This window comes from Dyadobacter sediminis (assembly GCF_005860765.1).
Lineage (GTDB): Bacteria > Bacteroidota > Bacteroidia > Cytophagales > Spirosomataceae > Dyadobacter > Dyadobacter sediminis.
In genome coordinates this window covers 453,157-469,474 of sequence record NZ_VCEI01000025.1, presented here as the reverse complement: position 1 = coordinate 469,474, position 16,318 = coordinate 453,157, and the positions used below count along the sequence as shown (strand labels likewise).

Annotated in this window: 17 protein-coding genes and 1 tRNA gene; 3 read left to right on the top strand and 15 right to left on the bottom strand. The window is 43.7% G+C overall.

All coding sequences use genetic code 11. The features are described 5' to 3' along the window. Positions 1 to 600, top strand: coding sequence for a nucleotidyltransferase family protein (locus tag FEM55_RS14375; protein WP_138282057.1), 600 nt, complete (start codon positions 1 to 3; stop codon positions 598 to 600). Between the two features lie 51 nt (positions 601 to 651). Here FEM55_RS14375 and FEM55_RS14370 read toward each other — a convergent pair whose 3' ends face one another. The 15 genes from FEM55_RS14370 to FEM55_RS14305 all read right to left on the bottom strand — a co-directional run bounded on the left by FEM55_RS14370 (position 652) and on the right by FEM55_RS14305 (position 12,657). Further along, positions 652 to 1,485: an SPFH domain-containing protein gene (locus tag FEM55_RS14370; RefSeq protein ID WP_138282056.1), complete on the bottom strand. Its 834-nt coding sequence runs from the start codon at positions 1,483 to 1,485 to the stop codon at positions 652 to 654. A gap of 6 nt (positions 1,486 to 1,491) precedes the next feature. Beyond that, positions 1,492 to 1,668 carry a hypothetical protein gene (locus FEM55_RS24980; RefSeq protein ID WP_171036550.1) on the bottom strand — a complete coding sequence of 59 codons (177 nt, stop codon included), beginning with the start codon at positions 1,666 to 1,668 and terminating at the stop codon, positions 1,492 to 1,494. A gap of 177 nt (positions 1,669 to 1,845) precedes the next feature. After that, positions 1,846 to 2,577, bottom strand: coding sequence for a 6-phosphogluconolactonase (gene pgl, locus FEM55_RS14365; RefSeq protein WP_138282055.1), 732 nt, complete (start codon positions 2,575 to 2,577; stop codon positions 1,846 to 1,848). A 3-nt stretch (positions 2,578 to 2,580) separates the two neighbouring features. After that, the gene (zwf, locus tag FEM55_RS14360) at positions 2,581 to 4,089 is read right to left on the bottom strand and encodes a glucose-6-phosphate dehydrogenase (protein WP_138282054.1); all 1,509 of its coding nucleotides are present in this window, start codon (positions 4,087 to 4,089) and stop codon (positions 2,581 to 2,583) included. Positions 4,090 to 4,101: 12 nt separating this feature from the next. Further along, positions 4,102 to 5,517: an NADP-dependent phosphogluconate dehydrogenase gene (gene gnd, locus FEM55_RS14355; RefSeq protein WP_138282053.1), complete on the bottom strand. Its 1,416-nt coding sequence runs from the start codon at positions 5,515 to 5,517 to the stop codon at positions 4,102 to 4,104. A 234-nt stretch (positions 5,518 to 5,751) separates the two neighbouring features. Next, positions 5,752 to 6,033, bottom strand: a complete 282-nt coding sequence (locus FEM55_RS14350) for a hypothetical protein (RefSeq protein WP_138282052.1) — start codon at positions 6,031 to 6,033, stop codon at positions 5,752 to 5,754. 162 nt (positions 6,034 to 6,195) lie between these two features. Then, positions 6,196 to 6,432 (bottom strand): hypothetical protein, encoded by a 237-nt coding sequence (locus FEM55_RS14345; protein ID WP_138282051.1) that lies wholly within the window; start codon positions 6,430 to 6,432, stop codon positions 6,196 to 6,198. Positions 6,433 to 6,579: 147 nt separating this feature from the next. Then, on the bottom strand, positions 6,580 to 9,225 hold the full coding sequence (locus tag FEM55_RS14340) for a CBM96 family carbohydrate-binding protein (protein WP_138282050.1): 2,646 nt from the start codon (positions 9,223 to 9,225) through the stop codon (positions 6,580 to 6,582). 120 nt (positions 9,226 to 9,345) lie between these two features. After that, complete coding sequence (locus FEM55_RS14335) at positions 9,346 to 9,561, bottom strand: hypothetical protein (RefSeq protein WP_138282049.1); 216 nt, start codon at positions 9,559 to 9,561, stop codon at positions 9,346 to 9,348. 17 nt (positions 9,562 to 9,578) lie between these two features. After that, a tRNA-Ala gene (locus FEM55_RS14330) sits at positions 9,579 to 9,652 on the bottom strand. A gap of 126 nt (positions 9,653 to 9,778) precedes the next feature. Next, entirely contained in the window at positions 9,779 to 9,913 is a 135-nt protein-coding gene (locus FEM55_RS25300) for a hypothetical protein (RefSeq protein WP_262710591.1), read from the bottom strand. Positions 9,914 to 10,006: 93 nt separating this feature from the next. After that, positions 10,007 to 10,555, bottom strand: a complete 549-nt coding sequence (locus FEM55_RS14320; protein ID WP_138282047.1) for a 3'-5' exonuclease — start codon at positions 10,553 to 10,555, stop codon at positions 10,007 to 10,009. Between the two features lie 132 nt (positions 10,556 to 10,687). Then, a complete protein-coding gene (locus FEM55_RS14315) occupies positions 10,688 to 11,710 on the bottom strand; it encodes an energy transducer TonB (protein ID WP_138282046.1) in 1,023 nt (340 codons plus the stop codon). Between the two features lie 36 nt (positions 11,711 to 11,746). Continuing rightward, a complete protein-coding gene (locus FEM55_RS14310) occupies positions 11,747 to 12,100 on the bottom strand; it encodes a PadR family transcriptional regulator (RefSeq protein ID WP_138282045.1) in 354 nt (117 codons plus the stop codon). Between the two features lie 86 nt (positions 12,101 to 12,186). Continuing rightward, positions 12,187 to 12,657 carry an Lrp/AsnC ligand binding domain-containing protein gene (locus FEM55_RS14305; protein ID WP_138282044.1) on the bottom strand — a complete coding sequence of 157 codons (471 nt, stop codon included), beginning with the start codon at positions 12,655 to 12,657 and terminating at the stop codon, positions 12,187 to 12,189. 888 nt (positions 12,658 to 13,545) lie between these two features. Here FEM55_RS14305 and FEM55_RS14300 point away from each other — a divergent pair. Both FEM55_RS14300 and FEM55_RS14295 read left to right on the top strand, forming a co-directional pair. Next, a complete protein-coding gene (locus FEM55_RS14300; protein ID WP_138282043.1) occupies positions 13,546 to 14,856 on the top strand; it encodes an SWIM zinc finger family protein in 1,311 nt (436 codons plus the stop codon). Beyond that, a complete protein-coding gene (locus FEM55_RS14295; RefSeq protein ID WP_138282042.1) occupies positions 14,853 to 16,316 on the top strand; it encodes a DUF5691 domain-containing protein in 1,464 nt (487 codons plus the stop codon). Before FEM55_RS14300 ends, FEM55_RS14295 begins: the two co-directional genes overlap by 4 nt. The last annotated feature ends 2 nt before the right edge of the window (positions 16,317 to 16,318 follow it).

The window sequence follows — 16,318 nt, the reverse complement described above, 5'->3', positions numbered from 1 at the left end:
ATGCAGTCAAACTCCAAATACGGCATCGTTATTCTTGCAGCCGGCAATTCGTCCCGCCTCGGTGAGCCTAAACAATTGCTGAAATACCAGGATAAAACCCTGATCCGACATATTGTGGAAGCTGCGATTGAAGCTGCCGGCCTGGAAGTTGTTGTCGTAACGGGTTCCGGCGCAACTTCAATCGAAAAAGAGCTTGAACCATTATCATTTCATCAGGCCTTTAACGCAAACTGGGAAACGGGCATGGGTTCATCCGTAGCAGCAGGAATTGCAAAGCTGCTGGAAGTAAATCCTTTGGTCAAAGGCGCCATTATTGCGGTCAGCGATCAGCCGTTTGTTACTTTAGATATTTTCAATGCATTGTTTCAAAAATCGGAAGAAACCGGTGCCGGCATTGCGGCCTGCGCTTATGACGATACCATCGGAACGCCTGTTTTTTTCAGTAAAAAATATTTTGATATACTGCTGAAATTGAACGGTGCAGACGGGGCCAAAAAGCTTTTGAAAAAATATGAAAACGATGTTACAACGCTTCCTTTTCCAGCCGGAAGCATCGATATTGATACCGCTGCGGATTATCAGAACCTTCTGAAAAGCTGAAAGCAATTTCTGATAATCCAATGACAGTTGATTATTTGTAGATTTCTTAAATCATTTAATTCCAAGCATCAGACTTGCACCGCCACCCGCATTTGTAGTTGGCAGCACGCCGTTCCATTTTGCAACCCATTCCTGCTGAATCAGTAAGGGTGTCAATGTTTTCTGACGAAGTTGGTTTGCTTCTGCTTCTGCCCTCGCCTTGATTAAAGTTGCTTTCGCTTGACCTTCCGCACGGGCAATAATTACTTTGGCTTCCGCTTCGGCCTGCTTTGCCATGTTTTCAGCTTTCAACCTGGCTTGTATGGATGTATTTTTTTCATCAATCATTTGTCGCAGCGATGGCGGCGGCGTAATGGCGGAAGTCAGCTGATCATAAACGAAACCATCTCTTCCCAGCGTTTTGGTAAGTACATTCTGAACCCTGTCTTCGAATACTTCCCGGTTCGACATCACGCTATCCGACGTAAAAGAGTTGGCTACAATCCTATAAGCGTCATAAATCGTATTTTTCATAAATCCTTGCTGAATTTCACCTAACGGACGACGGTACTGACGATAAATCTGCGGCACTTTTTCAGGATTGATGTGATAATTTAGCTTTGGATCAACCTTGAATTCGGCAGCATCTTTCGTTGTAATGACAAAAGAATCGTAATCTACACTTTGCGTATAAGTCGGAAATTCAATGATTTTTGTTGTCCATGCGTTATACCACACCCGCCCTGTTACCAATGTAATATTATCGACTCCTTTATCAGATCCGTACAGATTGATCCGGATGCCGACATTTCCGGCGTCGATGTTTTCAAATGTAAAAGGCTGTGCAATAAGGACAATGATAATTAAGATAAAACCTGTAATTCCTATGGTAATGTTTCTTGTCATTTTGGCTTAAAGTTTTGATTTTAAAAGCATTAAGATGTCATTCAACTGTTGAACAAGATAATAAAGTGCAACGCCGATAATGGCAAGTCCACCAAAAACAAGCAAATCGGACTGCGCATTAACAAGCTTCAATGAATAAGTAATTGCAATAAGAACTGCAATGATTTTTAGAATGTGTATCATATTTCTTTGAGATTTTTTATAAAGTTCTGTATTACGATATAAAAAGCGAATGGTTTTTTTACCAGTGGCTGCGGGAATTTACAAGCTCATGCTGGGCATGATGAAATAAAAAAGCGCGCCTGAAACAAGCGCGCCCGATTTACTGATATGATTAACGCAATCGCCGGATCTACAAACTCATTTTCCAGATTGGTACAAACTTGCAGCAGCTTCATCGACAAACCAATGAAGCTGTCCGTTTTCAGGATTTATAATTTGTGACGGATAAAGATCCATGTTTCTTTCTCCCTGAAGTACGTTTTTTAAAGTTTCCGCTTTCCCGGAACCTGCTGCAAGAAAAACCACACATGCCGATTGATTGACCGGCGGAGCCGTCAGCGTAATCCGGTACATGTCCTGTGCAGGCAGAAAAAACGAAGTCGCCCACGCATTTTGCTCATGAATTACATCTGTTCCCGGAAATAACGATAACGTATGACCGTCGTCGCCCATTCCGAGCAGCACCAAATCAAAAGTTGTTTCAGAATCCTGAAAATACGTTTTCAAAATACTTTCATATGCCTCTGCCGACGAGTCCGGATCAATATCCGTACGCATGACATGGATGTTTTCTGCAACCACAGGCACTTTTTCCAGCAATTCCTCGAAACACATTCTGGCGTTGTTCCGCGAATCCTCAAAAGGCACTGCGCGTTCATCGCCCCAGAAAAAATGTATTCTGTTCCAGGGAATAGATTCTTTATAAGGCATTTCGGCCAGTTTGGAATACAGCAGTTTCGGTGTGCCGCCGCCGGACAGCACAAAGGTAAAGCGTTCCTTTTTCTCCAGTACTTGCTGAATGTAATGGCTTATCCATTCGGCCAGTTCATTACTCAGCTGTTCTGTATCTTTTGAAATGTGAATTTCCATAAATCAGGGAACTGGCGGTAAATTAATCCACGTATGTCCGTCGCGTGCAATCAATGCATCGGCATCGTCAGGGCCCCATGAATCCGGCGCATAGTTCGGAAAATCCTGAGGTGTCCTGCTTTCCCACGTTTCCAGAATCGGCATGATCACTTTCCATGCCGCATCCACCTGATCATTCCGCATGAACAAAGTTGCATCGCCTTCCATTACGTCCAGCAGCAAGGTTTCATACGCTTCAGGTGCGTGGTCTCCGGCAATGGCGTCATAATCAAAAGTCATGTCAACGGGATCGAGCGTCATGGTCTGGCCGGGACGCTTGGACTGAAAACGGATGCTGATGTCCATATTCGGCTGGATACTGATTGTCAGCCGGTTCGAACGCCAGGTTTCAGCTGCTTCTGCCGGAAATGCATAATGCGGCGCCGGTTTGAACTGCAACGTTATATGCGTTGCTTTCTGGTTCAGGTATTTTCCGGTACGTACATAAAAAGGCACGCCCTGCCAGCGCCAGTTGTCAATGTAGAATTTGGCAGCAGCAAAAGTATCAATGTTGGATTGCGGGTTCACGCCTTCTTCCTGACGGTATCCGACTACTTTCTCCCCTTTTTTCCAGCCGCCTGAATATTGTCCGCGAACGGCAAAGTCATGCACCTGATCCTTGGTAATACGGCGGATAGCGTTCAGTACGTCCACTTTTTTGTTACGTATTTCATTGGCATCAAAGGAAACCGGCGGTTCCATGGCAATCATGCAAAGGATCTGCAGAATATGATTTTGAACCATATCCCTCAATGCGCCGGCATGCTCAAAGTAACCGCCCCGCCCTTCCAGACCGACACTTTCGGCGGCTGTAATCTGGATATGATCAATGTAATTACGGTTCCATAACGGTTCAAAAAGTGCATTTGCAAAGCGCAGGGCCAGGATGTTCTGAACTGTTTCCTTTCCCAGATAATGATCAATTCTGAAAATCTGCTCTTCGGCAAACATGCTGGAAAGCAAGGTATTCAGTTCATGCGCACTTTCGAGATCATGGCCAAAAGGCTTTTCCACGACAATCCGCGTCGTACTTTTTTCCGAACAGATTTTCAATGCGCCCAGTTTCTGCGCGATGGAAGGAACAAGCTGCGGTGCAACGGCCAGATAAAAAATCACATTGGGATGTACGCCCCACTCCTCTTCCTTCTGTTTGACCAGATCCGTAATCAAATGATAAGCCTCGGCATTGTCGGCATCCATCTGCAGATAAGTTACATGCTGGCTGAATTCCTGCCAGTGGCCGTTCTGCTGTCCTTTTCTGCGCGAAAAACGCGTGACGCCGTCCAGCAAATGTTCATAATACGCTTCATTGGTATAAGGACTTCTTCCAATGCCGGCAATGGCAAATTGTTCCGGCATCCAGTTGTCCAGAAACAGGTTATAAAGTGCAGGTGTTAACTTTCTGAAATTAAGGTCTCCGCTTCCGCCAAAAATAAAAAGGATGGAAGCAGGCGGACGTTTATTGATTTGCATAGGATATCTGATTTATTGTGGACCCCACTCTGTATGAAAAATACCGGGGACATCGATACGTTGATAAGTATGCGCTCCGAAGTAGTCGCGCTGCGCCTGAATCAGATTGGTTGGCATGCTTTCCGTACGGAATGCGTCAAAATAGGAAAGTGACGACATCAGTCCGGCAGCCGGAATCCCTGATTTTGCAGCAAACGCAACCAGCGAACGCGTATTCTCTTCTACTGACTTAACGAGTGCGGCCACTTCTTGGTTCAGCAGAATATTGGACAATTCCGCCTCTTCCCTGTAAGCTTTGGCAAATGTTTCCAGTAAAGAAGAACGGATGATACAACCGCCGCGCCATACACTGACCACTTCCGGCATAGGAATGTCCATGCTCAGATATTTGGAAGCCTGAAACAACATTGCCAGACCTTGTGCATAACTCAATATGGTCGCAAAATACAGTGCATCGTGAACCTGCTGAATAAATTCTTCGGTTGCAGCCGGCACTTCGGTGTTGTTTTCAGCATATAACTGAGAGGCTTTTACTCTTTCGTCCTTGTAGCCGGACAACGTACGCATCGCAACTGCCGTATCAATAACAGGCACAGCCACAGGCAATTCCATGGAATCCTGCGATGTCCATTTACCCGTACCTTTGGAACCTGCCTTGTCCGAAATTACATCCACAAGATCGGCAGCCGACTGATCATCTTTCTGCAGGAAAATATCAGCCGTAATTTCGACCAGAAAAGACTGCAGCTTGCCTTCATTCCAGCTTTTGAATACTTCATGCAATTGCTGGTTACTCAATCCGGCGTGTTTCAGAATGGAGTACGTTTCACTGATCAGCTGCATAATGGCATATTCAATGCCGTTGTGGACCATTTTCACATAATGACCGGCGCCGGACCTGCCGAGGTAGGCCACGCACGGCGTTCCGTCCACTTTGGCGGCAATGGCTTCCAGCATCGGTTTTACGTTTTTATATGCAGTCTGATCGCCGCCGGGCATGATACTCGGTCCTGAACGTGCGCCCTGCTCACCGCCGGATACGCCCATTCCCATAAAGTGAATTCCCTTTTCGCCAAGGTACTGCACCCGGCGCAATGTATCGGTATAATGAGAATTTCCCCCGTCAATAATGATATCATCCTTTTCAACGAGCGGCAGCAGCGAATCGATCACATCATCAACCGGTTTTCCGGCAGGAACAAGCATCATTATTTTGCGGGGAGGCTGTAAAAGCTGAACCATCTGCGCAAGTTCGGGCACTCCTTTTACCGTGGTTCCCGGAGTAGCTGCCGATTCCAGCGCAGCGTTCTTGACTGCATCCTTATCAAAGCCGATGACAGAAAAGCCATGATCGGCCATATTGAGCAACAGGTTCCTACCCATTACACCAAGCCCGATCATTCCAAAATCGAATAGGTTATTTGACATAATTGAAGCGTCTTAAAAGAATAAAGAAGTTGCAATAATAAAGGAATTTACGCTACGGATTCGTTTTCAGCGCAATTTGTTGGGCTTTATCCTGAAATAAAGTAACATCCGACTTTTTGCACCGTTGCGTATTAAAAACCGGAGGAAGCAAATAACAAATGCCTTTCGTTTTCAGTACTGCGATCACGAAAGGCATTTTCAGTAGGTAAATATCCCGTAAAAAATAACGGGCGATTATCCGCGGCTTAAATCAAAGCCATGGGACCGGATCAGATCCACAAATTTGAATGGATTGGGCAAATCCCAGATTGCGCCGTCGGCTTCAAAAAATGTTTTTCCGCTATTATAGATAACAAGCTTGCGGTTATCGTTGAAAATGACGACACCTTCGCCGTCATCGGTTGATTTTGTATTGTAATTTGTTCCTTCTTTTTCACAGACAAAGTCAAAAACTTCCTGACAAGCTTCTTTATTCTCGGCAAGTGCTATCAATGGTTTACTTTCTGATGTGTTCATACAAATGATTGTTGGTATATGCTGCTTTTATAAAAAAGCCGTACCTGTACGGACATGTCTATGTTTTTTATGCGTATGAAAACCATTCAGGATGCTGGAATTTTGTTAAAATCCCGTTGCCAGACTACTGATTTCGTAAAAACTCTGTTTTCACCAGCGCATTCATTCCTTATTCCAGACATTGCTTTTCAGGTGTTCCCGCAGGTAAAATCCTTTTTCAGTCAATTCGCAATCCATGGGGTACGTCTGGTTTTGTTCCCAAGCACAGGCAATTGTGTTATCCTGTTCAAGTCTTTTCAATGCCGAAATGATATTCGGCTGCAGTTTTTTATCGGACAAAAATGAGTAACGGTCTTCATCCTTGAAAAACTTCATAGCTTCCAATTCGTCTTCTTCCATCGCTTTTGCTTTATTGTTACAGGTTCTTGTTTAGCTTACCAATTAGTGCATTTCTTTGCAGAAATCCACATTCGGCCAAAATATTCCGGTAAAAAAGCAGGCCATTTATAAATATTTCAACGTGGCTGTAATCCGATAATGAGTACTTCATTTTCCGATCAGAACCTTCCTTACCAAAGAACTTCCGTCAGCCGGCGTAATCCGGACAAAGTAAATCCCGGTCGGCAGCTCCTTAACATGCACGCTCTGAACCGGCTTGTCACCAGAATCATAAACCACATCAGAACGACTGTTCAGCAGCTCCACGGTTTTAACCTTGTGCCAGTCGGCCATTTCAATGTTCAGGATCTCGGATGCCGGGTTCGGGAAGATATTCACCTCAATAGCTTCTTTCACTGCAATGATTTCTTCCATACCTTCACGTGTATTGCTGACAGTAACAGGCGCAGTCTGAACGATCAATTGAGGCGGATTTGCACCGTTTTCCTTGCTGTTAAATACCAGCCTAGTATTCCGGTTATTCGGATCTTGCAAAAGAAGAGTCACAACCTGATCGCCGGGTTGCTGCTGAGACTTCACATAACTGGTCACATCAATTTCGTAGTACTTGTAAACGTTGTTGACCGATACATATCCTAATGATGCCGTGGATGCAGCTGGTGCATTTGTTTTGTTAATAATGTTTTCAGTCCAACTGTCATTATTGACCCCGTAAGCATGCACAGAGATATTATTGCTGTTCTCATGATTATGGCCATAGATTCGAAGCTTGGCAGATGTGATGCCGGAAGCTACCGGAAGCTGAAATTTCAGATAAGCTGATCTGTTTGCTGAAAGGTTGCTGGAAGATTTTTTCACATCCAGAAAGTCCGTGGCTCCGAAGTTTGCTTTGTTATAAGTGCCATCCTGAACGTATGCGTCTGCAAGCAGCTTTGATGTGAAGGTCGTAACGGCAACAACTTCAATCGCTGATACTCTTGGCAGGTCCGCAGCTCCACTTAGAAAGTCAATGTTCAGTACGCCGTCTGTAACAGTAACCGGGAATGTTCTTTGATAAGCACGTAATGCTCCACCAGCTGCTGTAAATATGTCGAAGTTGGTAAGTTTCCGGCTGCCTTCAATGTTGACGTTAAATTGTCTGCTTCCTGCCCCACCCTTTTTGCCGGGAGCGCCGTAATACGTTTCTGCAAAGTGAAGTGTCACATCTACTTTGCCATTGGCAACCGGGATATTGTAACTGAATGCTGGTGAGCTTCGGCCAGATCTGTAAAGTACGTCATTGGTTGTGTTCAGGATATCACCGGAAGCAATCGAGCTTGTCCGATCAATGCCGGCATAGTACTTGTCAGCAATGAATGTCTTTTTTGTAGCTGTGGTGAAATCTGGACCTCCTGCGTTGATTCGGATTGTGGATGGAGGCGGTATGACATCAGGTTCAAGCTTAATAACCCAAAAATCAAAATAGCCTCCCTTCATGTCTTCGCTTTTATCATACTCTTTATCTGAGTTGGAGCTACCTGCTAAAATATATCCTCCATCAAACGTTATTTGAAACGAGTTAAGAAAATCTTGATCTCTTCCGAAGTATGATTTGTCCCAAATTTTTGTTCCGTTTTTGTCAAGCTTAAAAAGCCAAAAGTCCTGCTGACCACGAGAATTTTCACTTTTGTCTTTCCCTATACTACCTCTTGAATCACCAGCAAGTATATAGGTTCCGTCCGATTGCTGTCTTACGCTATTTAGAACGTCATAATTTTCCCAACTAAAGCTTGCACCAATTGTTTTATCCCACTCCTTTGTTCCATTAGCAGAAACTTTCACGACCCATGTGTCATAATCCATTGTTTGTACCTCCTGCTCCTCAGGCAAACTAAAATCAATCGAGCCGGTCATAATGTAGCCGCCATCAAATGTTTGTATTATCGAGGTTAATTGATCATCGGTAGAACTTCCAATTGTTTTGTCCCAAAGTTTTGAACCATTTGAAGCTAGCTTAACAATCCAGTAATCCCTTTTTCCTACTGTATCTTGGCTTTTGTCTGCCCCTATAATTGAATTTGAAGAGCCTCCTAATATAAAGCCACCGTCATTCGTCACTTGCATTGACCCTAACTTATCATTTCCTATGCCACCTATGGTCCTATCCCATTCCTGCGTTCCGGTAGATGAAAGTTTTACAACCCAGTAATCTGTTCCTCCTTTCGAATTCTCTTTTTTCTGCGGACCAGCATCTGAATCCGAAGATCCACCGATGATATAGCCGCCATCGGAAGTTTGCATGATCGTAGCAGCATTTTCGGTTTTGCTTCCACCAAGTGTCCGATCCCACTGCTTCACACCATTCTCATCCAATTTGATGATCCAGTAGTCCACAAAGCCTTTATTGGAATCCGCTTTGTCTGCTCCGGTGCCGGATCTAGAGTTGGCTGCGATTACGTAACCGCCATCGGAAGTTTGAATCATGTCGGCAGCCTGATCCTGGGTCAGACCCTGAATGGTCTTGTCCCATTGCTTTATGCCATCCGCAGAGATTTTGACGATCCAGATGTCGTTCTCACCGTTGCCACCGAGCGTTCCAACCGATTTGTCTGAGCCGGCCCCTCCATCCGAAGAGCCACATAGCATGTACCCTCCGTCTTTCGTCTGAAGCACAGTAGTCAAATCATCAGTGCCGGGTCCTCCTATTGTATTTTCCCACTGTAAAGTTGGCTGCGCGATAATACTCACCTGCACGAAAACAAGCAAGGCAAGCAGGAATTTGAAGAAGTGTTGAGGAAGTAGAGTTCTGGTCATATTATGATAATTAGGTAATCTGTAGTTACAGATACAATTGTAAGTACAATATCCTTCTCTCTGCTTCGCGAACTTATTTAACGGTAAAGATTTGTCAAGAAAGGTTTTAAACCGAGGAAATTAGCCTAAACCATAAACGCGTTTGAGCTTGTATATATGAATTTGCTTGTGTTCACACATGTTCACGATGTTCACGCGTTCATAAGTGTTCATGGTGTTCATGGTGTTCATTTCGTTTATGCTGCCCACACTCTGAACAGTGAACATCGTAACACTCGATATTTTCAAATGGAGCTGAAAATAAAAATGGCCTTCCGTGATTAAACGAAAGGCCATTTTATGTAAAAAAAACGTGGAGAATATCGGATTCGAACCGACGACCTCTTGCATGCCATGCAAGCGCTCTAGCCAACTGAGCTAATCCCCCGGGTTTAATCATGCCGGCAAAAACCGTAATTATGCCGGCCGGATTTTTTTATGGTGTGCAAAGATTAAACAGAGAACTTTTATAAACAAGCATACGTGCTAATTTTCTGTCTGAAAACGGAAAACTTTATCCGCGTCGCCCGCCACCGAATACTCTGGAAAGTGCCCAGATTACAATTGCAATGATGGCAACAACAAGTATAACTCCTGTCCAGACTCCCGTTTTGAATATATCACCAATTGCTGCACAGCTGGTAAACATGACGGATATAAGAAGAATTACAAGGCAATTGATATAAGCTTTCATCGGGAAGAATAATTTAGTTTAGTAATTTTTAACTAAACTTCTAAAAAATCATTCCACGAAAATTTCCGGCCTGCTATACGAAGACTCTACCGGAATCAGCTTTTTACTGTCATTTAAAAGCAATTTTTCAAATAATCGTACAGTTGCCTCTGCATCACCATGCGCCCGGTGCCGGTTTTCAATATGGATCTGAAGGCTTTCACAAAGTTTTCCCAGGCTATAAGATTTCAATCCCGGAAATATTTTTCTGCTAAGCTGAACCGTACATAAAATGTCACGCTGAAAATACTCTTCCAGAGCGCCGTATTCCCTCTTTATAAATCCATAGTCAAACCTTGCATTGTGCGCTACAAACCAGGCATCCTTGGTTATATTCCGCAAAGCATCCTGAACGTCGGAAAATGTGGGTGAATTCCGTACCATTTCATTATCAATTCCGGTCAGGCGTGTGATAAATGGCGGAATGTAAATCTCCGGGTTTATTAATGAATGAAAAGTATCAACAACTTTCAAACCATCATGTCTGAAAACAGCTATTTCCGTTATGCGCGCTGTTCCTCCTCCTCCGGTCGTCTCTATATCAATGATAGCGTACATTAAACTTGCAGAATGAAATAAGTATCAGGAAAAATTGAGCAGTAAAATATTCAGTACAAAAAAAAGAAAAAATCCCCGTTTTAGCGAGGATTTTCTGTTATACAGGACGGTGTTTACGCGATATGCCTTATTTTAATTAAGCTGGAATGCAATCGGCAATGTAAACCGGACACGAACCGGAGCACCTGACTGCTTGCCCGGAATCCAGTTTTGCATGAGTTTCACAACCCGCACCGCTTCTTCATCACACCCGAATCCGATTCCTTTGATCGCAGTAACGTTTTCAATCTTTCCATCCGTCCCCACTGTAAATTCAACGAAAACCCTGCCCTGTATTCCGGCTGTTGCAGCCGGAGACGGATACTTCAGATTTTTCTGCAGAAACGCGCTCATGGCAGCAATTCCGCCTCGGTATTCCGGAGCCTGCTCCACAATCCGGAATATTTCATCGCTCTTCGGCTTTACTTCTGCGGCAATCGCTTTATCATTGGCAACCGGTACTGTCGGCGGCACGATGCCATCCAGATCTTCTATCCCGCTTATGTTTTCCTGTCCCGGCAACGCGGTTTCCAGCTCTTCCTTTGTAGGCGGGATATTTTCAATTTCCACTTGATTGTCAGGCAATACAACCGGCGGCAGCGACCTTACCATTTTTACTGCCGGAGCAGGTTTTTCTGCTGCTGGCGGCACCGGAGGAACTTCTATTTTAATGTCCACCGGTTTGGCTTCTACAATATAGGCGATGTCGGAATCCTTAGGCTCCGGCACCAGACGTGCATACAAATTCGGCAGCATCACCATCAGCAAAAACAACGTAACGCCCATTAACACAGAACGCTGGATGGTTTGTCCGTAACTTTTCCTCAGGTCATAGGCTCCGTAAAGCTTGTTTCTTCCTTCAAAAACGATGTCATTCAGTGACTTTTCCATGGCTAACAGATTTTTATGATCAACACTTAAATTCAGGAGCAGTTGCGCATCGGCAGTTTCTGTAATTTCCTTGTATATCTGCTCAAACGGCTTTCCGTTCCAAAGGCATTCTTCGGCCTCGCAAGCCAGATGGTCCAGTATTTCGGGAAGCAATTCCGGATCCAGTTTGCTCGACTGCAAATATTTATTAATCAAGTCAATGCGATTTTCCTGAAGGCGTTTCATCGGATTATCTGTTTAGATTTCAGCCATGTAAAGAATTTATTCTGAGGTCAGCACTCTTGGTGCCAGCAATAATCTTACTGCTTCTATAAATCTTTCCAGATCAGTGGTTTTATCCCGTGCGGCTTCATTGCCGGGCGTAGTCAGCGAATAATATTTTCTCAGCCTTCCGTCCACTTCTACCGATTCCGTGATCAGCAAGCCTTCCTGTTCCAGCTTGTGCAGTACCGGGTACAATGCCCCGAAAGTAAGGGCAATAGCTCCTCCAGTCCGGTCTTTAACCTCCTGCGTAATCTCGTATCCGTACATCCGACTATGTTCAGCAAGTAAATTCAATACTATTGTTTTCAATGTACCGCGTACATACTCGTTACTGGTTGCGTTGTTATCCATAAGTCATAATTTTCTTTACAAATATATATAAGTTTTTTATATATCCAACAAGAAGCAGAAATTCTTTTTAATATAGTTATAAAGTTTCAGCTTTCAGCAAGCGGAATGGAACGATTGATACGTTCTTCAAGCGAAATAAAGGTTTCGGTCCGCTGGATGCCGTTCACTTTCTGGATCTTATCATGAAGGATTTCTCTTAAATGCCCTGTGTCGCGGCAGACGATTTTGATAAAAATACTGTAGATACCCGTTGTATAATGAATATTGACTACCTCCGGAATGCTTTCCAGCTCGGTTGCCACTTGCTCGTACAAAGAACTTTTTTCAAGGTAAATCCCTAAAAATGCACTGATGTCCCAGCCGAGCTTTGCCGGATCGATAATCAGCTGAGAACCGCGTACAATCCCCATTTGTTCCAGCTTTTTCATGCGCACATGCACGGTGCCCCCGGAAACAAAAACCCGCTTACCGATCTCGGTATAAGGCAGCGCCGCGTTCTCCATCAGCAAAGAAAGAATGCGTAAATCCGTGTTATCAATATCAGAATATTTTTGCATTTAGCCTGATTTGTTTGAATTATTTATAATAATACTTACCAAATTATGGAAAAATTGTAAATTTTGTCAATTTTAAATGAAAAAATTTTATATTTAAGATGAGAAGTTTTAGTTTTGCACAGTCAAATAAAGGGAACAGCTTAAATGTTTTTCTGAATTGATTATCACATTGTAGGGTGATGAAACTGGCAGCCATGCCCTCCTGTCTCGGGGGTGGTGAATAAGGGATAAACGCGGCATAATGCCGACGCAAGTCGACTGGGGTGGACCACCAACAGTATTTGTACCGTAGCTAACCGCACCGTGGGTGGTTCGAATCCCCCTCCTACAGCAAAAAAAACTTGACAAGCGAATTTTTTCGTATTAGTTTTATTTGGTTTTTAGTTTGTTGATGAAGTGTAATTTGACACGCGGGTTCATTTTGAAACCTGCGTGTTTTTTATTTACTCCAATACAAACTTTAAAAAAAGCACTTCTAAAACCTTGCAGATCAATATTTTTTCATCTGTAATATACCCCTAATTATCTGGGAAGCAAATTCTTACAAGATTACCAGACTGCTTTCCACTTGGATTCCGCATTCAGATTTAAATCTTTTATCAATTAGAAGAATCGGCACTTCATTGCAGAACTGGAAAAGCCTGTTATAAATTACTGCCACAAACAGGGTTATACGGTGTAAAAAATCTACAAATATTTTCTTTATTCTTTCCATGGCATATCAGCGGAATTGTCATCATTCGGCTTAGTTTCAGATATACTTTTTTTGTTAAAAATGCTGCTTTCATGTTGTTTGCAGCAAGAAAATATTTTGCACTGTAAACCCATGGAAAATAATCAAAGCATTATGGCTATTTTCGTTTCTCGATATTCTTCATCCTGTTACGAATGCAATACACCAGAGATCAGGTCCTTCAACTGGCACCTGATGATGCTTCTGCCAAAGCCGGACAACAGTTGGCAAACCATGCAAAGTGGGTAACTAAAAGCATGCACAGTAAAGCACTCTGGGGCGATTGCCAGGGAAGCGGAAAAACCCCTTACATAACCATTATTGACCTTCAGAACATTGCTTTCAAATGCTCTTGTCCCAGCAGGAAATTTCCCTGCAAGCATGGCTTGGGACTATTACTGCTTTACAGCCAACAGTCCGATGTGTTTACAAAATCAGAGGAACTGCCGCAGCATGTATCCGAATGGCTTAATAAACGTGAGGGAAAAGAAGCGGCAAAGGAATTGAAAGAAACCGGACCGCCAGATGAAGCAGCTCAGGCAAAACGCATAGCTGCCAGAGAAAAAAAGGTGGACGCAGGCATAGAAGAACTGAGATTATGGATCAAAGATGCGGTCAGAACAGGCATCATGAACGTGCCGCAAAACAGCTATCGGTTTAGCCAGAACATTACAGCCCGTATGGTGGATGCACAGGCAGGCGGACTGGCAAACCAGCTGAGGCAAATCCATAATATCCATTTTTATGAAGAAGGCTGGCACCGCGCTCTGATCAAGAGGCTTTCAGGCATTTACCTTATCACAGAAGCATTCCGGCATATTGATATGCTGCCACAGGAAATGGCAAAGGAAATACAGACGCTCATTGGCTGGATCACTACAAAAGAAGAAGTACTGCAGGGCACGCCTGTTCGGGACACATGGGTTGTACTTTCTGTTTCGGTTACTGAAGATCAAAATTTATCCACAGAAAAAATATGGCTTTACAGCCTGACCGAGAAGCGGTTTGCATTACTGCTCCATTTTTATGCAGCCAGTCAGATACCGCAGCATTTTCTTTTTCCCGGCTTGCATATAGAAGCCGATGTTGTTTTTTTCCCGGGCCTGACACCGTTGCGGGCATTGATAAAAGAACAGCGCACAGTGCCTGCGACAGGTATCCAGATTGAAGCAGATCATTCCGTGCAATCCGTTTATCACAAAATTACGGCACAGCTGGCGCAGAATCCCTTTGCAGAACAAATACCTTTTTTGCTGAACAATGTACAGGTGACTTTCCGGGATAAAACATGGCTGCTGTACGATCACGACAAACAAGGCTTTGCCATTGCCAATCCGGAAGAAGCATGCTGGCGGATACTGGCTTTTACAAGAGGAAAAGCCTTTAGCTGCTTTGGTATTTATGAAAATGAGCAGTTCAGCATTCACACGCTCTGGTCGCCTGATAAAACATATTTTATAAAATGATAGCCAGTGAAATCTTAAAGGCTGCCTTGCTGGGAACCGACAAATACATGCCGCAGCCTTCGCCGTCCTTACAGGAAACCGGGCAAAAGATAGCATTACAGCATCCGGATAAAGAAGATCACTTTCTCAAACTTGCCATTACCACGCTCTTGTACGAAGAAGCTGGAAGAAATCCGCTCTACGTGGAAAATACTTTGCCAGAATGCCCGGTGGAAACATTGCCGCTGATCAGTAAAAAGCTGCACGGAAATATCATGGCTGCATTGATTTCAAAAGAGGAGGTATTGTTTCAGTACTTTATGAATGATGTCAATAAAAGCAACAGTGTGCTGACTCCGGAGCTGGTTCCATTGATTTTAAATAAAGCCCTGGAACATAAAAAGTCAGCATTCCCGCTTGTCAAGGCTTGTGGTGAAACCGGCAAATGGCTTTGTCAGCTTAATGAAAGCTGGCGCATATTACTTGAAAACCGTGAGGAAGAAAATATATGGGAAACCGGAAACTTTGAAAGTCGCAAAGCATTTCTGAAAAATGTACGGAACACGGATCCGCAAAGAGCCATTGAGCTTCTGGAACAAGCCATTTCTGCCGAGAATGCTGCCAATCGTCTGGCATTGATTGAATTGCTGGACCAGAATCTTTCCATTGCGGATGAGCCGTTTTTACAGAGTCTGCTAAAAGACAAAAGCCAGAAAATAAAAGAAGCCGCCATCCGACTTCTGCAGAAAATGCAAGGATCTGCTGTCAATAAAAGGTACCTTGAATATCTGCTCAGCGCCATCAGCATTAAAGAAGAAAGGCATTTGCTTCTTACTAAAAAGAAAGTTTTAATCATCAGGGACGATATTTCTCCGGATGAAAATCTTTTTAAAACTGGCATAGACAAAGTAAGCGCTCACAAGGATGTGCCCGATCCTATTTATGTTACCGGCCAAATACTGCAATATATGGATCCTGCCACACTGGCTCGGCACCTCAACGTAACAGAACCGGAACTGATCCGGTTATTTTTACAGCACAAAGACTCCAAACACCTGCTCGGATATCTGGCCCAATCGGCTTCATTTTTCAAGAATAAAATCTGGGCATTGGCTTTGCTTCATACGCAGGAAATACAGGATATTACTTTGCTGGATGCCTTGACGGAGCACGAACGCATGCCTTTTTACGAACAGTTCATCATTGACAGCTTGCATCAGCTGCTGACTTATCTGCTGACCGATGATTATAGTCTTTTGCCGGAATCTTTATCGGAACGACTGCTGGAACACCTTTCAAAAAACCCGTATATCATTTCACAGCCGGTTTATCAAAGGCTGGCCCTGCACTTGCCTGTGCAAACTCTTTCAGCATTGAAACACTATGCAGAAGATGCAAGTGAGACTTATCAGCACAGATATTTCAAAGCGCAGGCGCTGGAGATGATGCGGATTATAGATCTAAAAAATAATATAATTTAAAA

Coding starts and splice junctions, on each gene's coding strand:
- FEM55_RS14375 (WP_138282057.1), top strand. CDS start 1: ATGCAGTCAAACTCCAAATACGGCATCGTTATTCTTGCAGCCGGCAAT.
- FEM55_RS14370 (WP_138282056.1), bottom strand. CDS start 1,485: ATGACAAGAAACATTACCATAGGAATTACAGGTTTTATCTTAATTATC.
- FEM55_RS24980 (WP_171036550.1), bottom strand. CDS start 1,668: ATGATACACATTCTAAAAATCATTGCAGTTCTTATTGCAATTACTTAT.
- pgl (WP_138282055.1), bottom strand. CDS start 2,577: ATGGAAATTCACATTTCAAAAGATACAGAACAGCTGAGTAATGAACTG.
- zwf (WP_138282054.1), bottom strand. CDS start 4,089: ATGCAAATCAATAAACGTCCGCCTGCTTCCATCCTTTTTATTTTTGGC.
- gnd (WP_138282053.1), bottom strand. CDS start 5,517: ATGTCAAATAACCTATTCGATTTTGGAATGATCGGGCTTGGTGTAATG.
- FEM55_RS14350 (WP_138282052.1), bottom strand. CDS start 6,033: ATGAACACATCAGAAAGTAAACCATTGATAGCACTTGCCGAGAATAAA.
- FEM55_RS14345 (WP_138282051.1), bottom strand. CDS start 6,432: ATGGAAGAAGACGAATTGGAAGCTATGAAGTTTTTCAAGGATGAAGAC.
- FEM55_RS14340 (WP_138282050.1), bottom strand. CDS start 9,225: ATGACCAGAACTCTACTTCCTCAACACTTCTTCAAATTCCTGCTTGCC.
- FEM55_RS14335 (WP_138282049.1), bottom strand. CDS start 9,561: ATGGCCTTTCGTTTAATCACGGAAGGCCATTTTTATTTTCAGCTCCAT.
- FEM55_RS25300 (WP_262710591.1), bottom strand. CDS start 9,913: ATGTTTACCAGCTGTGCAGCAATTGGTGATATATTCAAAACGGGAGTC.
- FEM55_RS14320 (WP_138282047.1), bottom strand. CDS start 10,555: ATGTACGCTATCATTGATATAGAGACGACCGGAGGAGGAGGAACAGCG.
- FEM55_RS14315 (WP_138282046.1), bottom strand. CDS start 11,710: ATGAAACGCCTTCAGGAAAATCGCATTGACTTGATTAATAAATATTTG.
- FEM55_RS14310 (WP_138282045.1), bottom strand. CDS start 12,100: ATGGATAACAACGCAACCAGTAACGAGTATGTACGCGGTACATTGAAA.
- FEM55_RS14305 (WP_138282044.1), bottom strand. CDS start 12,657: ATGCAAAAATATTCTGATATTGATAACACGGATTTACGCATTCTTTCT.
- FEM55_RS14300 (WP_138282043.1), top strand. CDS start 13,546: ATGCAATACACCAGAGATCAGGTCCTTCAACTGGCACCTGATGATGCT.
- FEM55_RS14295 (WP_138282042.1), top strand. CDS start 14,853: ATGATAGCCAGTGAAATCTTAAAGGCTGCCTTGCTGGGAACCGACAAA.